The organism is Phenylobacterium sp. (assembly GCF_036821595.1).
GTDB lineage: Bacteria > Pseudomonadota > Alphaproteobacteria > Caulobacterales > Caulobacteraceae > Phenylobacterium.
Genome location: NZ_DAISJG010000014.1, coordinates 39,490 through 56,714, shown reverse-complemented (window position 1 = coordinate 56,714; position 17,225 = coordinate 39,490). Strand labels below are relative to the sequence as shown.

Here is a 17,225-nt window from a genome sequence, read left to right as displayed (position 1 = left end):
CGCCTTGCTGTCCGCCCGCCGCCTCAAGTTCCTCAGCCTGGCGCTGCTCATGTCCGGCGGCACCGTGGTGCTGACCCAGCAGTGGCTGCAGGGCGCGGTGCGCGAGGCCGCCGCGGAGGCTCGCGCCAAGGCCGCGCCTGCGGCGCAGGCGCCTGCGACCCGCGTGCTGGTGGCCGCGAGCGAACTGCCGGCCGGCTCCCTGCTCAAGCCGGAGAACCTCCGGTGGCAGAGCTGGCCGGCGGACGCGCCGGTCCAGGACTACTTCACCCAGTCCAGCGCCCGGATCGACGACCTGACCGGCGCGGTGATCCGCAACGGCGTGGCGGCCGGCGAGCCCCTCAATGTCCACCGGGTGGTGAAGCTGGGCGACCGCAGCTTCCTGGCCGCGGTCCTGCAGCCCGGCTACCGGGCCGTGACCGTCAATGTGAACGCCGCCGCCGGCGTCGCCGGGTTCGCCATGCCGGGCGACCATGTGGACCTGATCCTCAGCCGGCCGCTGGACAGCTCCGGGAGCCAGCGCCGCTTCGTGAGCGAGACCGTTCTGAAGGACATCCGGGTGGTCGCCGTCGACCAGCGCGGCCTGGACGGCAAGAAGGATGTCCTCGTGCCCCAGACCGCCACCCTCGAGGTCACCCCCAAGGGGGCGGAGGTGATCGCCGTCGCCGCGGAGCTCGGCAAACTGAGCCTCAGCCTGCGCAGCCTGGGCGCCGCCGACGCTCCGGTGTCCGAGGCGCGCGTCGTCACCCGCACCCTCGACCACGACGCGACGCAGAGCGCCCTGGCGCGCGCCGCCGCGCCGGTGCGCGCCGCGCCGAAGCCGCGCGCGACGCCCGCCGCCGGGGTGCAGGTCTTCCGCGGAACCGAAACCTTCACCGTGGGCGCTGCCTCCACGCCGGGAGTGACCCCATGAAAACCGCCGCCGCCGCGCTCGCGCTCGCCGCCTTCGCCGTCGTCGCCCAGGCGCCCGCCCCGGCCCACGCCGCCGCTGAGGTGGTCGCGGGCGGGGAGAGCGAGCTCGCCCTCGAGGTCGGCAAGGGCCGCCTGATCCGCCTGTCGCGCCCCGCCGCCACGGTGTTCATCGCCGACCCGAAGATCGCCGACGTCCAGGTCAAGTCCCCGACCCTCGTCTACGCCATCGGCAAGGCGCCCGGCGCGACGAGCTTCTATGCGCTGGACGTCCGCGAGCAGATGATCGCCAACCTCTCGGTCAACGTCGGCTTCGACGAGGGCCGGCTGGGCGCCATGATCCGCGACCAGGCCCCGGGCGCCCAGGTGCAGGTCGCCAGCGCCAACGGCGCCCTGATCCTCACCGGCAAGGTGAGCTCCCCGGCCGAGGGCGAGGACGTGCTGCGCCTCGCTGCCCTGTTCGTGCAGGGTGAGGAGAAGGATGCAGCCGGCCGGATCATCAACCGGCTCACCGTCGATGCGCCGAACCAGATCAACCTGCGGGTCAAGATCGCCGAGGTCTCGCGCGACGCCACCCAGCAGCTCGGCTTCAACTGGGAGAGCCTGACCAACATCGGGCCGAAGGGGGTGCTGGGCTGGGCCACCGGCGCCGACATCCTGCAGACCATCACCCAGGACGGCGGCGGAAACGGCGGCGGAGGCGGCGGCCAGAACCCCGGCGGCGGCCTGGGCGGCGGCACGAACATCATCCGCCCGCCCGGCGGCGCCGGCGCGATCTTTGGCGGCTATTCCGACGCCGGCACGAACGTGAACGTGCTGATCGAGGCCATGGAGCAGAAGAACCTGGTCACGGTCCTCGCCGAACCCAACCTCACGGCGGTCTCCGGCGAGCCGGCGAGCTTCCTGGCCGGCGGCGAGTATCCGATCCCCGTGCCCTCGGGCCTCAACCAGGTCACCATCGACTACAAGCAGTTCGGCGTCAGCCTCCAGTTCGTGGCCACCATCCTCGACAACGGCCGGGTCAGCCTGAACGTGCGCCCGGAGGTCAGCCAGCTCTCCGACGCCGGGGCGATCTCGATCAACGGAATCCGGGTCCCTGCGCTGACCACCCGCCGCGCCGAGACCACCGTGGACCTGGCCAGCGGCCAGAGCTTCGCCATCGCCGGTCTGTTGCAGAACAACGTCAGCCGCGACCTCAAGAAGCTGCCCGGGGCCGGCGACGTGCCGATCCTCGGCCAGCTGTTCCGCTCCAAGCGCTTCCAGCGCAACGAGTCCGAGCTGGTGATCATCGTCACGCCCTACCTAGTGAAGCCGGTCAGCCAGCGCCTCGCCGCCCCCACCGACCGCACCTCCGCGGTCGCCCCGCCGGCCGCCCCGCCGACACCCGCGCCGCAGGCCAGGGCCGAGCCGGCCGTTACCGCCAGGGAGGGCTGAGATGCGCCGCCTCGTTTCCCTCGCCGCCCTCCTGGCGCTCGGCGCCTGCGCGAGCCCGGGCCTCGACCGTCACGACTTCGCCCTGGGCCCTGACCCGTCGGAGGGCCGCGCCTGCGCCGAGCGTTCCATGCCGGACCGGGGCGGTCCCGATCCGGTGGCCGGCTTCGGCTGCGCCACCGAGGCCAATCTGCGCGCCATGCTGGCGAACCCCGAGGAGCTGCACCGTCCGGCGACGCCGACGCCGCCCTCGGGCGACGCCGCATTCGAGGCGGCGCGCCGCCACCGCACGGGCACGGAGAAGCCCCTGCCCGCCAGCGAGGCCGGGGCCGCGCCCGCCCTCATCCTGCGCGACACCACCGGAGGTTCCTGAGCATGGCCCTGCCCCTGCTGGCCGACCGGCCCGAGCCGGCGCCCGCCTTCCTCGCCACCGTCGCCGACGAGGTCACCCGCGAGACCGTCCGCCAGGCCGCGGCCCAGTTCGGCTGGCCCGCCGCCCGCGTCCGTGACGGCGGCGTGGCCGCCGCCTGCGAGATCCTGGCCGGCGCCGCCGCGCCCGCGGTCCTGCTGGTCGACATCGCCGAGGCCGAAGACCCGCTCGCCGCCATGGACGCCCTCGCCGACGTCTGCGAGCCGCACACCCGCGTGCTGGCCATCGGCCGCATCAACGACATCGCCCTCTACCGCCGCCTCATGCAGATGGGCGTCAGCGACTATCTGGTGAAACCGGTCTCCGCCGAGGTGCTCACCGAGGCCCTGAACCGGGCGCTGCGCCGCGAGGCGCCGGCCGAGCCCGCCCCCGCGCGCCCGGCCCGCATCATCGCCGTGATCGGGGCCCGCGGCGGCGCGGGCGCCACCAGCGTGGCCGTCTCGCTGGCCTGGGGCCTGGCCCACGAGCGGCGCCAGCGCACCGTGCTCCTCGATCTCGACATGCAGTTCGGCGCCGCCGCCCTCAGCCTCGACCTCGAGCCCGGCCGCGGGCTGCGCGAGATCCTCACCAATCCGGAACGCATCGACGGCCTGCTGATCGGCTCGGCCATGGTCCACCAGAGCGAGGGCCTGCGCATCCTGGGAGCCGAGGAGCCGCTGGAGGAGGACCTCCAGGTCGGCCCGGCCGGTCTGCAGACCCTCATGACCGCGCTGGCCGAGAGCTGCGAGGCGGTCGTCGTCGACCTCCCCCGTCGGGCCGACCGGCTGACCCGCGACGTGCTCGCCCGCGCCGACGCCGTAGTGCTGGTCACCGACCTCACTCTGGCCGGCATGCGCGACAGCCAGCGCCTGCTCGCCCTCCTGAAGACCCTCGGCGCCAAGGGCGAACTGCTGGTCGTGGCCAACCGGGTCGGCGGGGTCGCCGGCGAGGTGCCGCAGCCGGAGTTCGAGCGCGGACTGGGCGCCGGCCTGCAGGTCCTCCTGCCGCACGACGGCAAGGCCGCCGAGGCCGCCGCCCAGGAAGCGAAGCCCCTGGTCGCGGCGGCGCGCAACGCGCCGCTCGCCGCGGAGCTGCGCAGCCTCACCGACCGCCTGGCCGGCGGCGAGGCTGCGCCCCCGGCGGCGGAGAAGCCCTCCTGGATGAAGCGGATCCTGGGGCGCTGACCATGTTCGGACGCCGAGGCCTCACGCCCGAGGGCGAAAACGACGCACCGCCGCGCGGGATCGCGGAGCCGCGGTCCGTCTCCGCCGGCTTCGGCGAGGCGACGCTGTCACCGCCCCTGCCGCTGCCAGCCGCCAACGACCGCGGTCCCGGCCAGGCGGCCCGGCCGGCCGCAGAGACCGGCGCGTCGGCCAAGATCCGCGAAGCCGCCACCCAGGTGCAGGGCCGCATCCTGGAACGCATCGACAGCGAGGTGGCGAGCCGCCTGGACCGCGAGTCCCTGGGCCGCGAGCTGGCCGAGCCGGTCACCGAGATCCTGGGCGAGCTGAAGATCCAGCTGAACCAGCGCGAGCAGCGCGACCTGGTGAACCTGATCCTCGACGACATGCTGGGTCTCGGGCCGCTGGAGCCCCTGCTGGCCGACGACACCATCACCGATATCATGGTAAACGGCCCGGGCCGGATCTACGTCGAGCAGCGCGGCAAGCTGGTGCTCACCGACGCGGCCTTCCGCGATGACGCCCACGTCCTGGCCGTCGCCGGCCGCATCGTCAGCCAGGTGGGCCGCCGGGTGGACGAGTCGACGCCGCTGGTGGACGCCCGGCTGGCCGACGGGAGCCGGGTCAACATCATCATCCCGCCGCTAGCCCTGGACGGCGCATCGATCTCCATCCGGAAGTTCTCCAAGAAGGGCATCGACCTCGACATGATGGCCCGCCAGGCCAATGTGTCCCCCGAGATGGCGACCGTGCTGAAGATCGCCTCGCGCGCCCGCCTCAACGTGCTGATCTCGGGCGGCACCGGGTCGGGCAAGACCACCCTGCTCAACGCCATGAGCCAGATGATCGCCGCCGACGAGCGGGTGGTGACCATCGAGGACGCCGCCGAGCTGCAGCTGCAGCAGCCGCACGTCGTGCGCCTGGAGACCCGTCCCGCGAACCTCGAGGGCCGCGGCGAGATCACCATGCGCGACCTGGTGAAGAACGCCCTGCGCATGCGTCCCGACCGGATCATCCTGGGCGAGATCCGCGGCCCCGAGGCGCTGGACATGCTGCAGGCCATGAACACCGGCCACGACGGCTCCCTCGGCACCATCCACGCCAACCGCCCGCGCGAGGCCCTCACCCGGCTTGAGAACATGGTCGCCATGTCGGGGGTGAACCTGCCGGCCCGTTCGGTGCGCACCCAGATCGCGGCGGCCGTGCAGCTGATCGTGCAGATCAGCCGGATGCGCGACGGCCTGCGCCGGATCACCTCGATCACCGAGGTGGTCGGGATGGAGGGCGACATCATCACCACCCAGGAGCTGTTCGCCTACCGCTTCGAGGGCGAGGCGGCCGACGGCCGGCTGAAGGGCCGCTTCGAGTCCGCGGGCCTGCGGCCGCACTTCACCAGCCGCGCCGAGTACTTCGGGCTCGACCGGATGCTGCTGGACGCCATCGGATGACGGCGCCGCCGCTGCTCATCCTGATGATGCTGGGCACGGCCGCCCTGGTGGCCACGGCCCTGCTCGACTTCGGCCAGGCCGGAAGCCGCCGGCTGGTGAAGCGCGCCCGGGCGCTGGGCGCGGGCTCCGGCCAAGCCCAGCGCAAGGCGGAGCGGGCGCTGCGCCAGCGGTCCGAGACCCGCCTCGACGGCATCGTGCGGCGGCTCCTGCCCCGACCCGCGGCCCTGCGCCTGCGGCTGGAGTCCACTGGACTGCCGATCACCTTCACGCACTACGCGGTCGCATGCGTTGCGGTGATGCTGGTCGGCGCGGCCCTCGCCGCGGCCGTCGGCGCGCCGCCCTTCCTCGCCCTCCTGGAGGGGATCGCCAGCGGCGTGTGGCTGCCCCACGTCGCCGTGGGCTTGCTGATGGCCCGCCGGCGCAACCGCTTCTTCAGGCACTTCCCGGAAGCCATCGGCCTGATCGTGCGCGGCCTGCGCGCCGGCCTGCCGGTCACCGAGACCATCGGGGTGGTCGGGCGCGAGATCGCCGACCCGGTCGGAGCGGAATTCCGCCGGATCGCCGACCAGGTCCGCCTGGGCCAGCCGATGGAGGACGCCATGTGGCAGACGGCGCGACGCCTCGGCCTGCCGGAGTTCAACTTCCTGGTCATCTCGCTCTCCGTGCAGCGCGAAACCGGCGGCAACCTCGCCGAGACGCTCGAGAACCTCGAGACCATCCTGCGGCGGCGCCAGCAGATGCGCCTGAAGATCAGGGCCATGGCTTCGGAGGCCACCGCCAGCGCCCTGATCATCGGGGCCCTGCCCTTCGTCATGGCCGTGCTGATGTACCTGGCCAGCCGCGACTACATGATGCTGCTCGTCACCGAGCCCCTGGGACGCCTGATGATGGGTGCGGGCGTCGCCAGCATGGCGGTCGGCGGCTTCGTCATGCGCAAGATGACCCAGTTCGAGATATGAGCCCCGACCTCTTCGCCCTCGACGGCCGCTCCGGCCTGATCGTCGCCCTGGCGGTGGGCCTGGCCAACTTCCTGACCATCCTGACGGTCATGCGGGCGCTTTCCCCGCGCGACATGATGGCCGTGCGGGCCCGCAGCCACGCCAAGCGCCGCAAGGAGCTGCGCGCCGCGCGCCTGTCGCCCCGGCGCGCGCCGCGCCAGCGCACCATCACGCTCGCCCGCAACATGCTGGAGAAGCTGAAGCTGGACCGCGGCGCGGAGGCCCGGAACGTCTCCGACATGCTGGCCCAGGCCGGCTGGCGCTCGCCCGACGCCGTGACCGTCTTCCTGGCGATCCGGCTGGTCAGCCCGCTGCTGGTGGGCTTCACCGCCTATGTCCTCGCCCCGGCCCTGCGCGAGGACCTCGCCGGCGCCCAGCGGCTGGTGATCGCCGCCGCTGCGATGATCGGCGGCGCCTACCTGCCCACCCTCCTGCTGAAGAACGCCGTCACCCGCCGCCACCAGAAGATCCAGAAGTCGCTGCCCGACGCGCTCGACCTGTTCGTGATCTGCGCCGAGGCCGGCCTCAGCTTGGACGCAGCCATCACCCGGGTCAGCCGGGAGCTGGGCTCCAGCGCCCATGAGCTGGCCGACGAACTGGGCCTCACCGCCATCGAACTGGGCTTCCTGCCCAACCGCCGCGACGCCCTGCAGAACCTCGCCCGGCGCGTGTCCCTGCCCTCGGTGCGGGGACTGGTGAACACCCTGGCTCAGACCGAGAAGTACGGCACGCCCCTGGCCCAGGCGCTGCGCGTCCTGGCCGCCGAGTTCCGCGACACCCGGATGATGAAGGCCGAGGAGAAGGCCGCCCGGCTCCCCGCGCTGCTGACGGTGCCGATGATCACCTTCATCCTGCCGCCGCTGTTCGTGGTCCTGATCGGGCCCGCGGTGATCCAGGCTCTGCAGACCAACTGGAACTGACGGCCAAAAGAAAACCCCGCAGGCCAGGGGGCCGCGGGGTCCTCTGAAGTCGCAGCAGACGGCGCGGACGCCGTCGCCGGCGCGTCCTACTTCAGGTGCTGCGCCAGGTGCTTGTTCATCTCGAACATCGAGACGCGGTCCTTGCCGTGGAAGATCGGCTTCAGCTTATCGTCGGCGACGATCTCGCGCTTGTTCTGCGGATTCTGCAGGTTGTTCTTCTTGATGTAGTCCCAGATCTTGGAGACCACTTCACCCCGGGAAAGCTGCCCGGAACCGACCACGGCGGCCAGTTCGGAAGAGGGCGTAAGCGGCTTTTGCAGGGCGTTGGTTTTCTTGGTTTCGGCCATTGGGCTCCCCCAGCTAGGTATCAGGCGCCGCCCCAACGCTCTTCGCGAGGGCTGAGTCGCTTGAGCTATCCTAGGGGCACGTCGCCCGGTGCGCCACTCCTAGAGCGCGCCGGAACGTCGCGCCCAGGAATTTACCGCAGATCCCTTTGCGCATCCCGGTAGGCGTCGCGCTCCTCGGGGCGGCGGGCCTCGGGGGAGCGGGTGGTCATGTCGTCGCCGCCCTGGCGCTCGATGGTGTCGTAGAGGGCATGCGTCGCCGCCTCGGTCATCGGGTCCTTGCGCTTGTCGCGGCTGAGATAGCTGGCGAGGCCGTAGGCGATCGCCACGCCCAGGATCACGGTGCCGCCGACCACCGTCATCAGGAACCATCCGATCCCACCGGCGTCCGGCGCGTCCGCGGTGGCGTCGGCCGCCGGGCTGCCCATGGCGTTCAGGATCCCGATGGCCGTGGACAGCGAGAAGGCCCAGAACGCCGCCGCGAGGGCCCAGGCCAGCCAGATGAAGACCTTGCCGCCGATCCCCGCGGCGGCGGTCTCGCCGTCGCCGTCGTGGTCGCGGATCGAGGTCGTCGTGGAATAGGTGTCGGTCCGGTCGCTGTAAGGCAGCGTGGCCATGGTCGCGCCTCCAAAGTCGCTTCGCCGCGGATGCGGCGTCGCAGGAGCAACCCGGAGGCGCGGTCCCGGTTCCCGCCGAAGGGCTAGACGCCCAGGCCGTCGCCCACGTAGCCGGTCCAGGCCAGCGGCGCCCGGCGGCTGGTCATCCGGGCGTGCAGCGCCCGCACCTTGCGGCTGGCGAAGTCCTCGAACAGCCAGGGGAAGGCCGCATGCAGCAGGCAGGCGAGCCCCGCCGCGATCAGGGTGAGGCCGAAGCCCGAGGCGGCCGCGGCATGCTCGGCATAGGTCTCGCCGACGGAATGCGGATGGTCGGTGAAGCGCGCGAGCATGTTCCCTCCAGGATAGCCGAGAGAATCATGCCGCCGATTCCCAAGAAGATCATTACTTCGCTTCACGCGGAACCTTGCCATCTGTAGAATATGCTTCTCCCCGGAGCCTGCTTGACGTGAACATCCTTCTCGACGCCATTGATCGCCGCATCCTCCGCGAGCTGCAGGCCGACGCCACCGTGGCCATCGCCGACCTGGCCGAGCGGGTGGGCCTTTCGCAGACGCCGTGCTGGAAGCGGGTGAAGCGGCTCACCGAGGCCGGTGTCATCGCCCGCCGCGTGGCCCTGCTCGATCCCGAGAAGCTGGACCTGGGCCTGGCGGTGTTCGTCTCGGTCCGCACCAACCGGCACGACCAGGAGTGGCTCGACCACTTCGCCTCGGCGGCCTCCGCCATGCCGGAGGTGGTGGAGTTCTACCGGCTCTCCGGCGACACCGACTACCTCCTGAAGGTGCGGGTCAGGGACATCGCCGCCTACGACGCCTTCTACCGCCGGCTGATCGCCAGCGTCCCGCTGGCCGACGTCAGCTCCGCCTTCGCGATGGAGCAGATCAAGTCGACCACGGCGCTCCCCGTTTGAGTTGACTTGCCGTCCGGGCAAGCGGCCAACTTCTCCCAAAATGACAAGAACCTGGGAGGATGGATGTGACTGCGTGGACCTTCGCCGACGTCTGGGAGACGATCGCCGCGGCCCAGCCTGACCGGCCGGCCCAGATTCAGGGCGGCCGGGCGCTGACCTGGGGCCAGTTCGACGCCCGGGTCGACGCGCTGGCCGCCGACCTGATCGCGGCCGGGCTGGACCACCAGGCCAAGGTCGCCGCCTACCTCTACAACGGGCCGGAATACCTCGAGACCTACTTCGCGGCCTTCAAGGGCGGTTTCGCCCCGGTGAACACCAACTACCGGTACGGTCCTGAAGAGCTGGTCTACCTTTTCGACAACGCCGACGCCCAGGCGATCGTCTTCCACGCCAGCTTCGCCGGGATCGTCGCCGGCATCCGGCCCCGCCTGCCCAAGGTGAAGCGCTGGATCGCGGTGGCCGAGCCCGGTCATCCCGCCCCCGGCTGGGCTGCCGACTACGAGACCGTCGTAGCCGCCACGCCCGAGCAGCGCCCGGTGAAAGCGCCGTGGGGACGCTCGCCCGACGATCTGCTCCTGCTCTACACCGGCGGCACCACCGGCATGCCCAAGGGCGTGATGTGGCGCCAGGACGACCTGTTCAACGTCATCGGGGCCGGCGGGAACGCGGCGCTGGGAATTCCCCCGGCCACCTCGGTCGGGGAGCTGGTCGAGCGGATCGGTTCGCCCGAGCACCAGCGCCCCATCAGCCTGGTCGCCTGCCCGCTGATGCACGGCACCGGACAGTTCTCCGCCTTCATCTGCCTGAACCAGGGCGGGACGGTCGCCACCCTGCCCTCGCGCAAGTTTGACGCTGTGGAACTGTGGAACGAGGCCGAGCGCCTGAAGGCCACGGCCATCGTGCTCGTGGGCCTGGCCTTCTCCACCCCCATGCTGGAGGCGCTGGAAGCCAACCCCGGCCGCTGGGACCTCTCCAACGTCCGCACCATGAGCTCCTCGGGCTCCATGTGGAGCCAGGAGAACAAGCGGGGCCTGCTGCGCCACGCCACCAATGCGGTGATCTACGACAGCCTGGGCTCCTCCGAGGCCGTGGGCTTGGGCGCCTCGGCCTCGGCGCCCGGCGCGGAGATGCAGACGGCGGCCTTCATGCTCGGCCCCAGCTGCGCCGTCTTCACCGAGGACGGCCGGCGCGTGGAGCCCGGCTCGGGCGAGCGCGGCATGGTCGCGGTCTCCGGCTTCCTGCCGGTCGGCTACTACAAGGACCCCGACAAGTCGGCGAAGACCTTCAAGGTCATCGAGGGCCAGCGGTGGAGCGTCCCCGGCGACTGGGCGGAGGTGAACGCCGACGGCTCGCTGAAGCTGCTGGGCCGCGGCTCCGTCTGCATCAACACCGGCGGCGAGAAGGTCTTCCCCGAGGAGGTCGAGGAGGCGCTGAAGACCCATCCGAACGTGCGCGACGCGGTGGTGGTCGGCGTGCCCGATCCCCGCTTCGGCGAGCGGATCTGCGCCGTGGTGGAGCCCGAGGGGCCCGACGCCCCTTCGCTGCCGGAGCTGTCGGCCCATGTGCACAGCCAGCTCGCCGGCTACAAGGCCCCACGCGAGCTGGTGCTGGTGGAGACCATCGGCCGGGCCCCGAACGGCAAGGTCGACTACAAGGCGGTGAAGGACCGCGCCCTGAAGGAACTCGGCCAGCCGGCCTAGGCGGGTTCGACGACCAGCCCTTCCCGCCGCAGCCGCTGGGCGTCGCGGGCCGGTGGCGCGCCGAACAGGCGGGCGTACTCGCGGCTGAACTGCGAGGCGCTCTCATAGCCCACGGCGTAGCCGGCGCGAGCCGCGTCGTGGTCGGTGATCAGCAGCCGCCGGGCGTGCTGCAGCCGCAGGCTCTTCTGGAATTGCAGCGGGCTCATGCCCGTCGCCGCCTTGAAGTGCCGGTGGAAGGACGCCGGGCTCATGCCCGACAGCCCGGCGAGGGCCTCGATCCGCAGGGGTTCGCGATAGTGCTCGCGAATCCAGCTCATCGCGCGGCGGACCTGCGAGAGCCGGCTGCCGGCGGCGGCGAGCTGGCGCAGCATGGCCGCCTGCGGCCCCTGCAGCAGCCAGTAGAGGATCTCCCGCTCGATCAGCGGCGCGAGCACCGGGACGTCGGCCGGCCGGTCGAGCAGGCGCAGCAGCCTGAGCCAGGCCTCGGCCAGCTCCAGCGTCGCGGTGCTGACCCCGAACCCCGCCGGCGTCGGCTCGGAGCGTCCGCCGGGCAGCTCCGGCAGGAGCCCCGCCAGGGCGTCGCGGTCGAGCGCCAGGGTCGCGCCGATGTAGGGCCGGTCGCGGCTGGCCAGGGCGATCCGCCCGCAGACCGCCAGCTCCACAGAGGCGATGGCGTAGCAGCCGGCGCTGTAGCGCAGCAGGCGCTCGCCCACCAGCGCCTCCTTGGCGCCCTGCAGCACCAGCACGAGCATCGGCTCCGCCACGAGGCCCGGCTGCAGCTCGGTGGCCTCGCAGCCGCTGTGCAGGGCGAGCCGCGGCACGGGCGTCTCCGTCCGCGTCCCGCGCAGGTGGCGCGCGGCGATCGCCCGCAACTCGTCCATGGTCTGCTCCATGGGCAGATGATCGGATCGACGCAGCGCGCGCGCAAGCTGACCCCGGAGGCGCCGGCGGCTGTTGAGAGGATCGGGCAAGAGTTCGAGACGATCCGGCGCGGCGGAACGCCCCCCCCTGCCCCACATGGGTCTCACGCAACCTGAACAGGCGGAGGCCCACATGACGAAGATCTTTGGCGCGCAATCGACGACGGACGAGGTCCTGGAGGGCGTCGACCTCTCCGGTAAGCGGGTGTTGGTCACCGGCGTCTCGGCGGGTCTCGGCGTGGAAACCGCCCGCGCGCTGGCGTCGCACGGCGCGTGGGTGGTGGGCGCGGCCCGCGACTTGGGCAAGGCGAAGGGCGCCACCGGGGTGGTGCGCGCCGACGCCCGCAATGGCGGCGGGCTGGAGCTCGTCCAGCTGGACCTGGCCTCGCTGGCCAGCGTGCGGGCCTGCGCCGACGACCTGGTCGCCCGCGGCGAGCCCTTCGACCTGGTGGTCGCCAACGCCGGCGTCATGGCGACGCCCTTCGGCAGGACCGCCGACGGCTTCGAAACCCAGTTCGGCACGAACCACCTGGGCCACTTCGTGCTGGTGAACCGTATCGCCGCCCTGATGCGGCCCGGCGCGCGGCTGGTGAACCTGTCCTCGGCCGGCCACCGGTTCTCCGACATCGACCTGGATGACCCCGACTTCGAGCGCACGCCGTACGAGCCGTTCATGGCCTACGGCCGCTCGAAAACCGCGAACGCCCTCTTCGCCGTGGAATTCGACCGGCGGCACAGGGGCCGCGGCGTCCGCGCCGTCGCGGTGCACCCGGGCGGCATCCACACCGAACTGGGGCGTCACATGACGCCGGAGTCCATGCAGGCGCTGCTGGATTCGATCAGATCCAGCCTGCCGCCCGGCGAGGACTTCAGCTGGAAGACCATTCCCCAGGGCGCGGCGACCAGCGTCTGGGCGGCCGCCATGGCGCCGGCGGAGGCGGTCGGCGGCCGCTACTGCGAGGACTGCCACGTGGCCGAGGTCGTCGAGAGCCAGGAAATCCGCGGCGGCGTGAAGCCCTACGCCGTGGACCCGGAGCGGGCGAAGGCCCTGTGGGTGAAGAGCGAGGCGATGGTCGGCGAGACCTTCCCGGCTCCGCAGCTCGCCCCCGCCTAGCGCCTGGCCCGCGGCTCCTTCGCCAGCCGGCTCATCAGCAGGGCGGCGCGCTGGGCCTGGACGTCGAGGCTCTTCAGGTCCGCCGTCTCGCCCGGGGCGTGGGAGCCGTCCCCGGCCAGGCCGAGACCGACAAGGCCGTCGATGAACGACACGAAGGCGATGTCGCCGGCCCCACGTCGGGCCGGGTCGCCCTGCGGCATCTCAGGCAGGCCGAGCGTCTCGTTGACGGCGTTGAGCTTGCGAAGCAGCGCCTTGTTGCCCTCGGTGGGCGCCATCGGCGGGTATCCGGTGTCGTCGAACGCGAGGCTCGCCTCGGCGTGCGGTAGGGAGCGGGCGACGATGGCCTTCATCTTCGCCCGTACCCGCGCCTCCTGGTCGTCGGAGAGCGTGCGGATGTCGCCGAGCGCCACCGCCTCGCCGGAGACGATGTTGGTCTTGCCGATCGCCGAGACGCCCGTCCCGCCGGCGTTCGCCTCGACCTTGGCCCCGCCGGCGATCATGCCGACGTTGTAGGTGAGGTTGGGCTCGGGAAGCTCCTTGCGGAACGCCTCGATGATCCGGGCCAGTTCGTAGTTCGCTCCGCAGCCCATGGCCTCCGCGCAGACGGCCGAGGAGTGGCCGGACCTGGCCTTCACCGTCAGCGTCCAGGAGTTGGCCGAGCGCCTGGCGATGGATCCGATGTCCCGGCCGGCCTCCCGGGACAGCCCCTCGAAATCCAGCGCCACGTCGCTGGCGCGGCCGGCGGCGATCAGGTCGCGGCGGGCGAGCGCGATCGGGCTGCCGGGCTTCTCCTCGTCGCCGGTGAACACCACCGTGACGTCGGCGTCCTTCAGCGTTCCCGCGGCGTGCATGGCGCGCAGCGCGGCGACGATCACCACGTTCCCGCCCTTCATGTCGCTGACGCCGGGGCCCTCCACGATGTCGCCGCGGCGGGTCCAGCCCTGGAACGGGCTGTCCGGCTCGAAGACGGTGTCCAGGTGGCCGATCAGCAGCATCCGCTTGCCCCGGCCGTTCCCCCTGTGGGTGGCGACGATGTGACCGGCGCGGCCCGTCTCCGCCATGGGGATCCAGCGCACCTGGAAGCCCAGCGGCTCCAGTTCGGCGCGCATCATCCGGCCGACTTCTTCCACGCCCTCGAGGTTCATGGTGCCGGAGTTCACCCGCACCAGGGCCTCCAGCAGCTTCACATGGCGCTCGTGCTCGGCCGTCACCGTGGCGATCATCTTCGCCTCGACCGGCGTCGGCGGCGCGGACCAGGCCGGCGCAGCGGTCAGCAGCCCCGCGGCCAGGATCGCGGCGCGAAGGGACGAACGCATGGAATGGCTCCCGGGACCGAGGATCAGCCCGGCTGCTTGTCGCTGAGCGTGCGGACGAAGTCCACGAGGGCCGAGCGCGGCGGCCCCTTGGGCAGGTGCGAAAAGGCCTTGAGCAGCTCCAGCGCCCCCGGCTCGGCCAGCAGCGCGGCCACCTCGTCGATGGCCCCGCTGGCCGGGCCGACCTCGCCGAACATCTCCGAGACCGGCGCGCCGAGCGTCCTGGCGATCCGCGAAAGCATGGACGCGCTCACCCGGTTGGCGCCGCGCTCGTACTTCTGGATCTGCTGGAAGGTCACGCCGGCGGCCTCGGCCAGGGCCTGTTGCGACAGGCCGCGGACCTTGCGCAGCAGGCGGATGCGCGCGCCAACGGCGATGTCGACCGGGTCGGCGAGAGCCTCGGGTTTGCGGGCCATGGGTGCGATGTCGTCCTCTGGGTCTAGTGCGGCGGCGCGCCGTCGGAGATCAGGTAGCAGGCCTCGGCTATGGCCATGCCGACCGCCCGGCGCAGCGCGCCCAGGGCCGGCGCGTCATGCTCGAGCGCCATCAGTTCCTCCTCATAGGACGACAGGATCTCGACCAGATTTTGCGCGATCTCACGCGCCCGCTCGTTCTCGGTCCGGACCATTGGACTGGAAGCCCCCGCCGTCTCAAGGCGCCGCTTAACACGGAACGGCCCCCGCCGCGAAGCGAGGGCCGCCTGTAGGTTGAATTTCGGGCCCGCGGCCTAGTTGGCGGCGATGGCCCGCGCCGCGCTCTGGGCGGCGATGACCGACCGCCCCTCCCGCTCGGCGATCCGGCGGAAGGTGGCCAGCGCCTGCCCCACCACCTGGTCCATGTTGTAGTAGCGGTAGGTGGCCAGCCGCCCCACGAAGTGGACGTTGGGGGTGTCGAGCGCCAGCGCCTCGTACTTCTTGTAGAGCGCCTGGTTCTCGGGCCGGGGCACCGGATAGTACGGGTCGCCATCGGCGCGCGGGTACTCGTAGGTGACCGTTGTCCGCTTCGAACTCTGGCCGGTCAGGTGCTTGTACTCGCTGATGCGGGTGTAGGGCGTCTGCTCGTCCGGATAGTTGACCGTACCGACCGGCTGGAACCACTCCTGATCCAGCGTCTCGTGCCGGAACGCCAGGCTGCGGTACGGCAGCTTGCCGTAGCGGTGGTCGAAGTACTCGTCCACCGGACCGGTGAAGATCAGGCGGTCGTAGACGGTGTCCGCCCGCACGTCCTCGAAATCGACCCCCAACTCGATGGTCAGGCCCTTCTGGTCGAGCATGTTCTCGAACATCCGGGTGTAGCCGTCGGCCGGCATGTTCTGGAACTTGTCGGTGAAGTAGCGGTCGTCGACGTTGGTGCGGGTCGGCACCCGGGCGGTCACGCTCTTGTCTAGCTCGGAGGGGTCCATGCCCCACTGCTTGCGGGTGTAGCCGCGGAAGAAGGTCTCGTAGAGCTCGCGGCCGACGGCCGAGACCACCACGTCCTCCGAGGTCCTGACCTTCTCCACCGGCTCGGCCCGGCCGGCGAGGTAGGCCGCGGCCTCGTCGTCGTTCTTCAGGTCGAGGCCGTAGAGGGTGTTGAGCGTGGTGCGGTTGATCGGGATCGGCACCAGCAGGCCGCCCTTCACCGAGGCGAGCACCCGGTGCTCGTACGGCCGCCACTTGGTGAACTGCGAGAGGTAGCCGGCCACCTCGTCGGAGTTGGTGTGGAAGATGTGCGGGCCGTACCGGTGCATCAGCACCCCGGCCGCGTCCTTCTCGTCATAGGCGTTGCCGCCGATGTGCGGCCGGCGATCCACCAGCATCACCCGCTTGCCGAGCTGGGTGGTGAGGCGCTCGGCCAGCACGGAGCCGGCGAAGCCGGCGCCGACGATCAGGTAGTCGAACGGCTTGCTGCGCGAGGCCGGACGGATCGCGGGCGCCGGCAGGGCGCCGGCCTCGGCCAGCGCCTCGGCCGTCGCCTGCTGGCGCTGGCCCACGGCCCGGGCGATCTCGGCGTTCATCCGCGCGAAGGTCTCGTCCCAGGACAGGGCGGAGAGCGCCGCATCCACCGCCTTCAGCCAGTCGCCCTTCAGGCGCGACAGCGCCAGGGCCTGGTCGCAGGCGGCGATGAAGTCGTCGTGGGTGGCGGCGACCTTCACCGCCTCCAGTTCCCCGTAGTGGCGGACCACGTCGACGATCGGGGTGGAGACCACCGGCCGGCCGCCCGCCAGGTATTCCGGGGTCTTGGTCGGCGAGATGAAGCGGGTCGACTCGTTGATCGCGAACGGCATCAGCGCCACGTCCCAGCCGCCCAGGTACTTCGGCAGGTCGTCGTAGCCCTTGCCGCCCAGGTAGTGGAGGTTGGGTCGCTTCGGCAGGTCGGCCGGGTCGATCTTCACGACCGGCCCGACGATCACCACGCTCCACTCGGGCCGGGCGTCGGCCAGGGCCGCGATGAGCTCGAGGTCCATGCGCTCGTCCACGACGCCGTAGAAGCCGAGGCGCGGCCACGGGATTCGGGCCTGGTCCTCCGGCTCCTCGCGCAGGTGGCGCGCCTTGGCGAAGTGGGCCCGGTCCACGCTGGAAGGAAACGGGTGGATGTTCGGGTGGCGGTCGCGCTTGGCTTCCCACAGCGAATAGCCGCCGGTGAAGACGACGTCGGCGGCGGCCATCAGTTCGCGTTCCAGGATGGTCAGCTCAGGCGGGGCGAACTTGAAGTTCGCCAACTCGTCCATGCAGTCGTAGACCGTGCAGACCGCCTCCAGATGCCGCGAAAAGCTCAGCATCATGGGCGTGTAGTACCAGCGGATCAGATCGTTCTCGTGGCCCGCCAGGAAGGCGTCGAGCAGGGACTTCAGCTGGGCGTCGCGTTCCTCGGGGCTGCCGCCGTCGGCGAGAACCGGGGTGACCACCAGGACGCCGCTGTCGGGGCAGGTGCGGCTGTCCAGGCGGGGGGTCTCCTCCGCCGGCCCGGGCACGGGCTCTTCCCAGAACACGACCTTCCGGCCCTGGGCGAAGCGCGTCATGAGGTGCTGGGGGCGC

Annotated in this window: 18 protein-coding genes; 10 read left to right on the top strand and 8 right to left on the bottom strand. The window is 71.5% G+C overall.

The window, feature by feature from the left end; genetic code table 11:
* The first annotated feature begins 4 nt into the window (after window positions 1-4).
* Genes cpaB through V7Z97_RS09425 form a run of 7 tightly spaced genes read left to right on the top strand, consistent with a single transcriptional unit; the run spans window position 5 to window position 7,293 of the window.
* Window positions 5-910, top strand: a complete 906-nt coding sequence (gene cpaB / locus V7Z97_RS09455; protein ID WP_334163026.1) for a Flp pilus assembly protein CpaB — start codon at window positions 5-7, stop codon at window positions 908-910.
* Window positions 907-2,340 carry a type II and III secretion system protein family protein gene (locus V7Z97_RS09450; RefSeq protein WP_334163025.1) on the top strand — a complete coding sequence of 478 codons (1,434 nt, stop codon included), beginning with the start codon at window positions 907-909 and terminating at the stop codon, window positions 2,338-2,340. Before cpaB ends, V7Z97_RS09450 begins: the two co-directional genes overlap by 4 nt.
* A gap of 1 nt (window position 2,341) precedes the next feature.
* Window positions 2,342-2,710, top strand: a complete 369-nt coding sequence (locus tag V7Z97_RS09445) for a hypothetical protein (protein WP_334163023.1) — start codon at window positions 2,342-2,344, stop codon at window positions 2,708-2,710.
* 2 nt (window positions 2,711-2,712) lie between these two features.
* Window positions 2,713-3,930, top strand: a complete 1,218-nt coding sequence (locus V7Z97_RS09440; RefSeq protein WP_334163021.1) for an AAA family ATPase — start codon at window positions 2,713-2,715, stop codon at window positions 3,928-3,930.
* A gap of 2 nt (window positions 3,931-3,932) precedes the next feature.
* The gene (locus tag V7Z97_RS09435; protein WP_334163019.1) at window positions 3,933-5,375 is read left to right on the top strand and encodes a CpaF family protein; all 1,443 of its coding nucleotides are present in this window, start codon (window positions 3,933-3,935) and stop codon (window positions 5,373-5,375) included.
* Window positions 5,372-6,334 (top strand): type II secretion system F family protein, encoded by a 963-nt coding sequence (locus V7Z97_RS09430; protein WP_334163018.1) that lies wholly within the window; start codon window positions 5,372-5,374, stop codon window positions 6,332-6,334. The genes V7Z97_RS09435 and V7Z97_RS09430 overlap by 4 nt, the downstream gene beginning before the upstream one ends.
* Entirely contained in the window at window positions 6,331-7,293 is a 963-nt protein-coding gene (locus V7Z97_RS09425) for a type II secretion system F family protein (protein ID WP_334163017.1), read from the top strand. Before V7Z97_RS09430 ends, V7Z97_RS09425 begins: the two co-directional genes overlap by 4 nt.
* An 86-nt stretch (window positions 7,294-7,379) precedes the next feature.
* Here the strand turns inward: V7Z97_RS09425 and V7Z97_RS09420 are convergent, their stop codons facing one another.
* The 3 genes from V7Z97_RS09420 to V7Z97_RS09410 all read right to left on the bottom strand — a co-directional run bounded on the left by V7Z97_RS09420 (window position 7,380) and on the right by V7Z97_RS09410 (window position 8,583).
* Entirely contained in the window at window positions 7,380-7,640 is a 261-nt protein-coding gene (locus tag V7Z97_RS09420) for an SWIB/MDM2 domain-containing protein (RefSeq protein WP_334163016.1), read from the bottom strand.
* Between the two features lie 131 nt (window positions 7,641-7,771).
* The gene (locus V7Z97_RS09415) at window positions 7,772-8,254 is read right to left on the bottom strand and encodes a hypothetical protein (protein ID WP_334163014.1); all 483 of its coding nucleotides are present in this window, start codon (window positions 8,252-8,254) and stop codon (window positions 7,772-7,774) included.
* 83 nt (window positions 8,255-8,337) lie between these two features.
* Window positions 8,338-8,583 carry a DUF6356 family protein gene (locus tag V7Z97_RS09410; protein WP_334163012.1) on the bottom strand — a complete coding sequence of 82 codons (246 nt, stop codon included), beginning with the start codon at window positions 8,581-8,583 and terminating at the stop codon, window positions 8,338-8,340.
* Between the two features lie 116 nt (window positions 8,584-8,699).
* Between V7Z97_RS09410 and V7Z97_RS09405 the strand changes: the two genes are divergently transcribed.
* Window positions 8,700-9,161 carry an Lrp/AsnC family transcriptional regulator gene (locus V7Z97_RS09405; protein ID WP_334163011.1) on the top strand — a complete coding sequence of 154 codons (462 nt, stop codon included), beginning with the start codon at window positions 8,700-8,702 and terminating at the stop codon, window positions 9,159-9,161.
* 59 nt (window positions 9,162-9,220) lie between these two features.
* Window positions 9,221-10,861, top strand: coding sequence for an acyl-CoA synthetase (locus V7Z97_RS09400; protein WP_334163010.1), 1,641 nt, complete (start codon window positions 9,221-9,223; stop codon window positions 10,859-10,861).
* Here V7Z97_RS09400 and V7Z97_RS09395 read toward each other — a convergent pair.
* Window positions 10,858-11,742 (bottom strand): AraC family transcriptional regulator, encoded by an 885-nt coding sequence (locus V7Z97_RS09395; RefSeq protein ID WP_334163009.1) that lies wholly within the window; start codon window positions 11,740-11,742, stop codon window positions 10,858-10,860. The genes V7Z97_RS09400 and V7Z97_RS09395 overlap by 4 nt on opposite strands.
* A gap of 172 nt (window positions 11,743-11,914) precedes the next feature.
* Here V7Z97_RS09395 and V7Z97_RS09390 point away from each other — a divergent pair, with 172 nt between their 5' ends.
* Window positions 11,915-12,895 (top strand): SDR family NAD(P)-dependent oxidoreductase, encoded by a 981-nt coding sequence (locus V7Z97_RS09390; protein WP_334163007.1) that lies wholly within the window; start codon window positions 11,915-11,917, stop codon window positions 12,893-12,895.
* Here V7Z97_RS09390 and V7Z97_RS09385 read toward each other — a convergent pair.
* The 4 genes from V7Z97_RS09385 to glf form a co-directional block, all read right to left on the bottom strand.
* Window positions 12,892-14,211 (bottom strand): M20/M25/M40 family metallo-hydrolase, encoded by a 1,320-nt coding sequence (locus V7Z97_RS09385; protein ID WP_334163006.1) that lies wholly within the window; start codon window positions 14,209-14,211, stop codon window positions 12,892-12,894. The two genes, V7Z97_RS09390 and V7Z97_RS09385, sit on opposite strands and share 4 nt — an antisense overlap.
* Window positions 14,212-14,234: 23 nt before the next feature.
* Window positions 14,235-14,624, bottom strand: coding sequence for a helix-turn-helix domain-containing protein (locus V7Z97_RS09380; RefSeq protein ID WP_334163004.1), 390 nt, complete (start codon window positions 14,622-14,624; stop codon window positions 14,235-14,237).
* A gap of 23 nt (window positions 14,625-14,647) precedes the next feature.
* Window positions 14,648-14,836, bottom strand: coding sequence for a hypothetical protein (locus tag V7Z97_RS09375; RefSeq protein WP_334163003.1), 189 nt, complete (start codon window positions 14,834-14,836; stop codon window positions 14,648-14,650).
* Between the two features lie 99 nt (window positions 14,837-14,935).
* Complete coding sequence (gene glf, locus V7Z97_RS09370) at window positions 14,936-17,209, bottom strand: UDP-galactopyranose mutase (protein ID WP_334163001.1); 2,274 nt, start codon at window positions 17,207-17,209, stop codon at window positions 14,936-14,938.
* Window positions 17,210-17,225 lie beyond the last annotated feature (16 nt).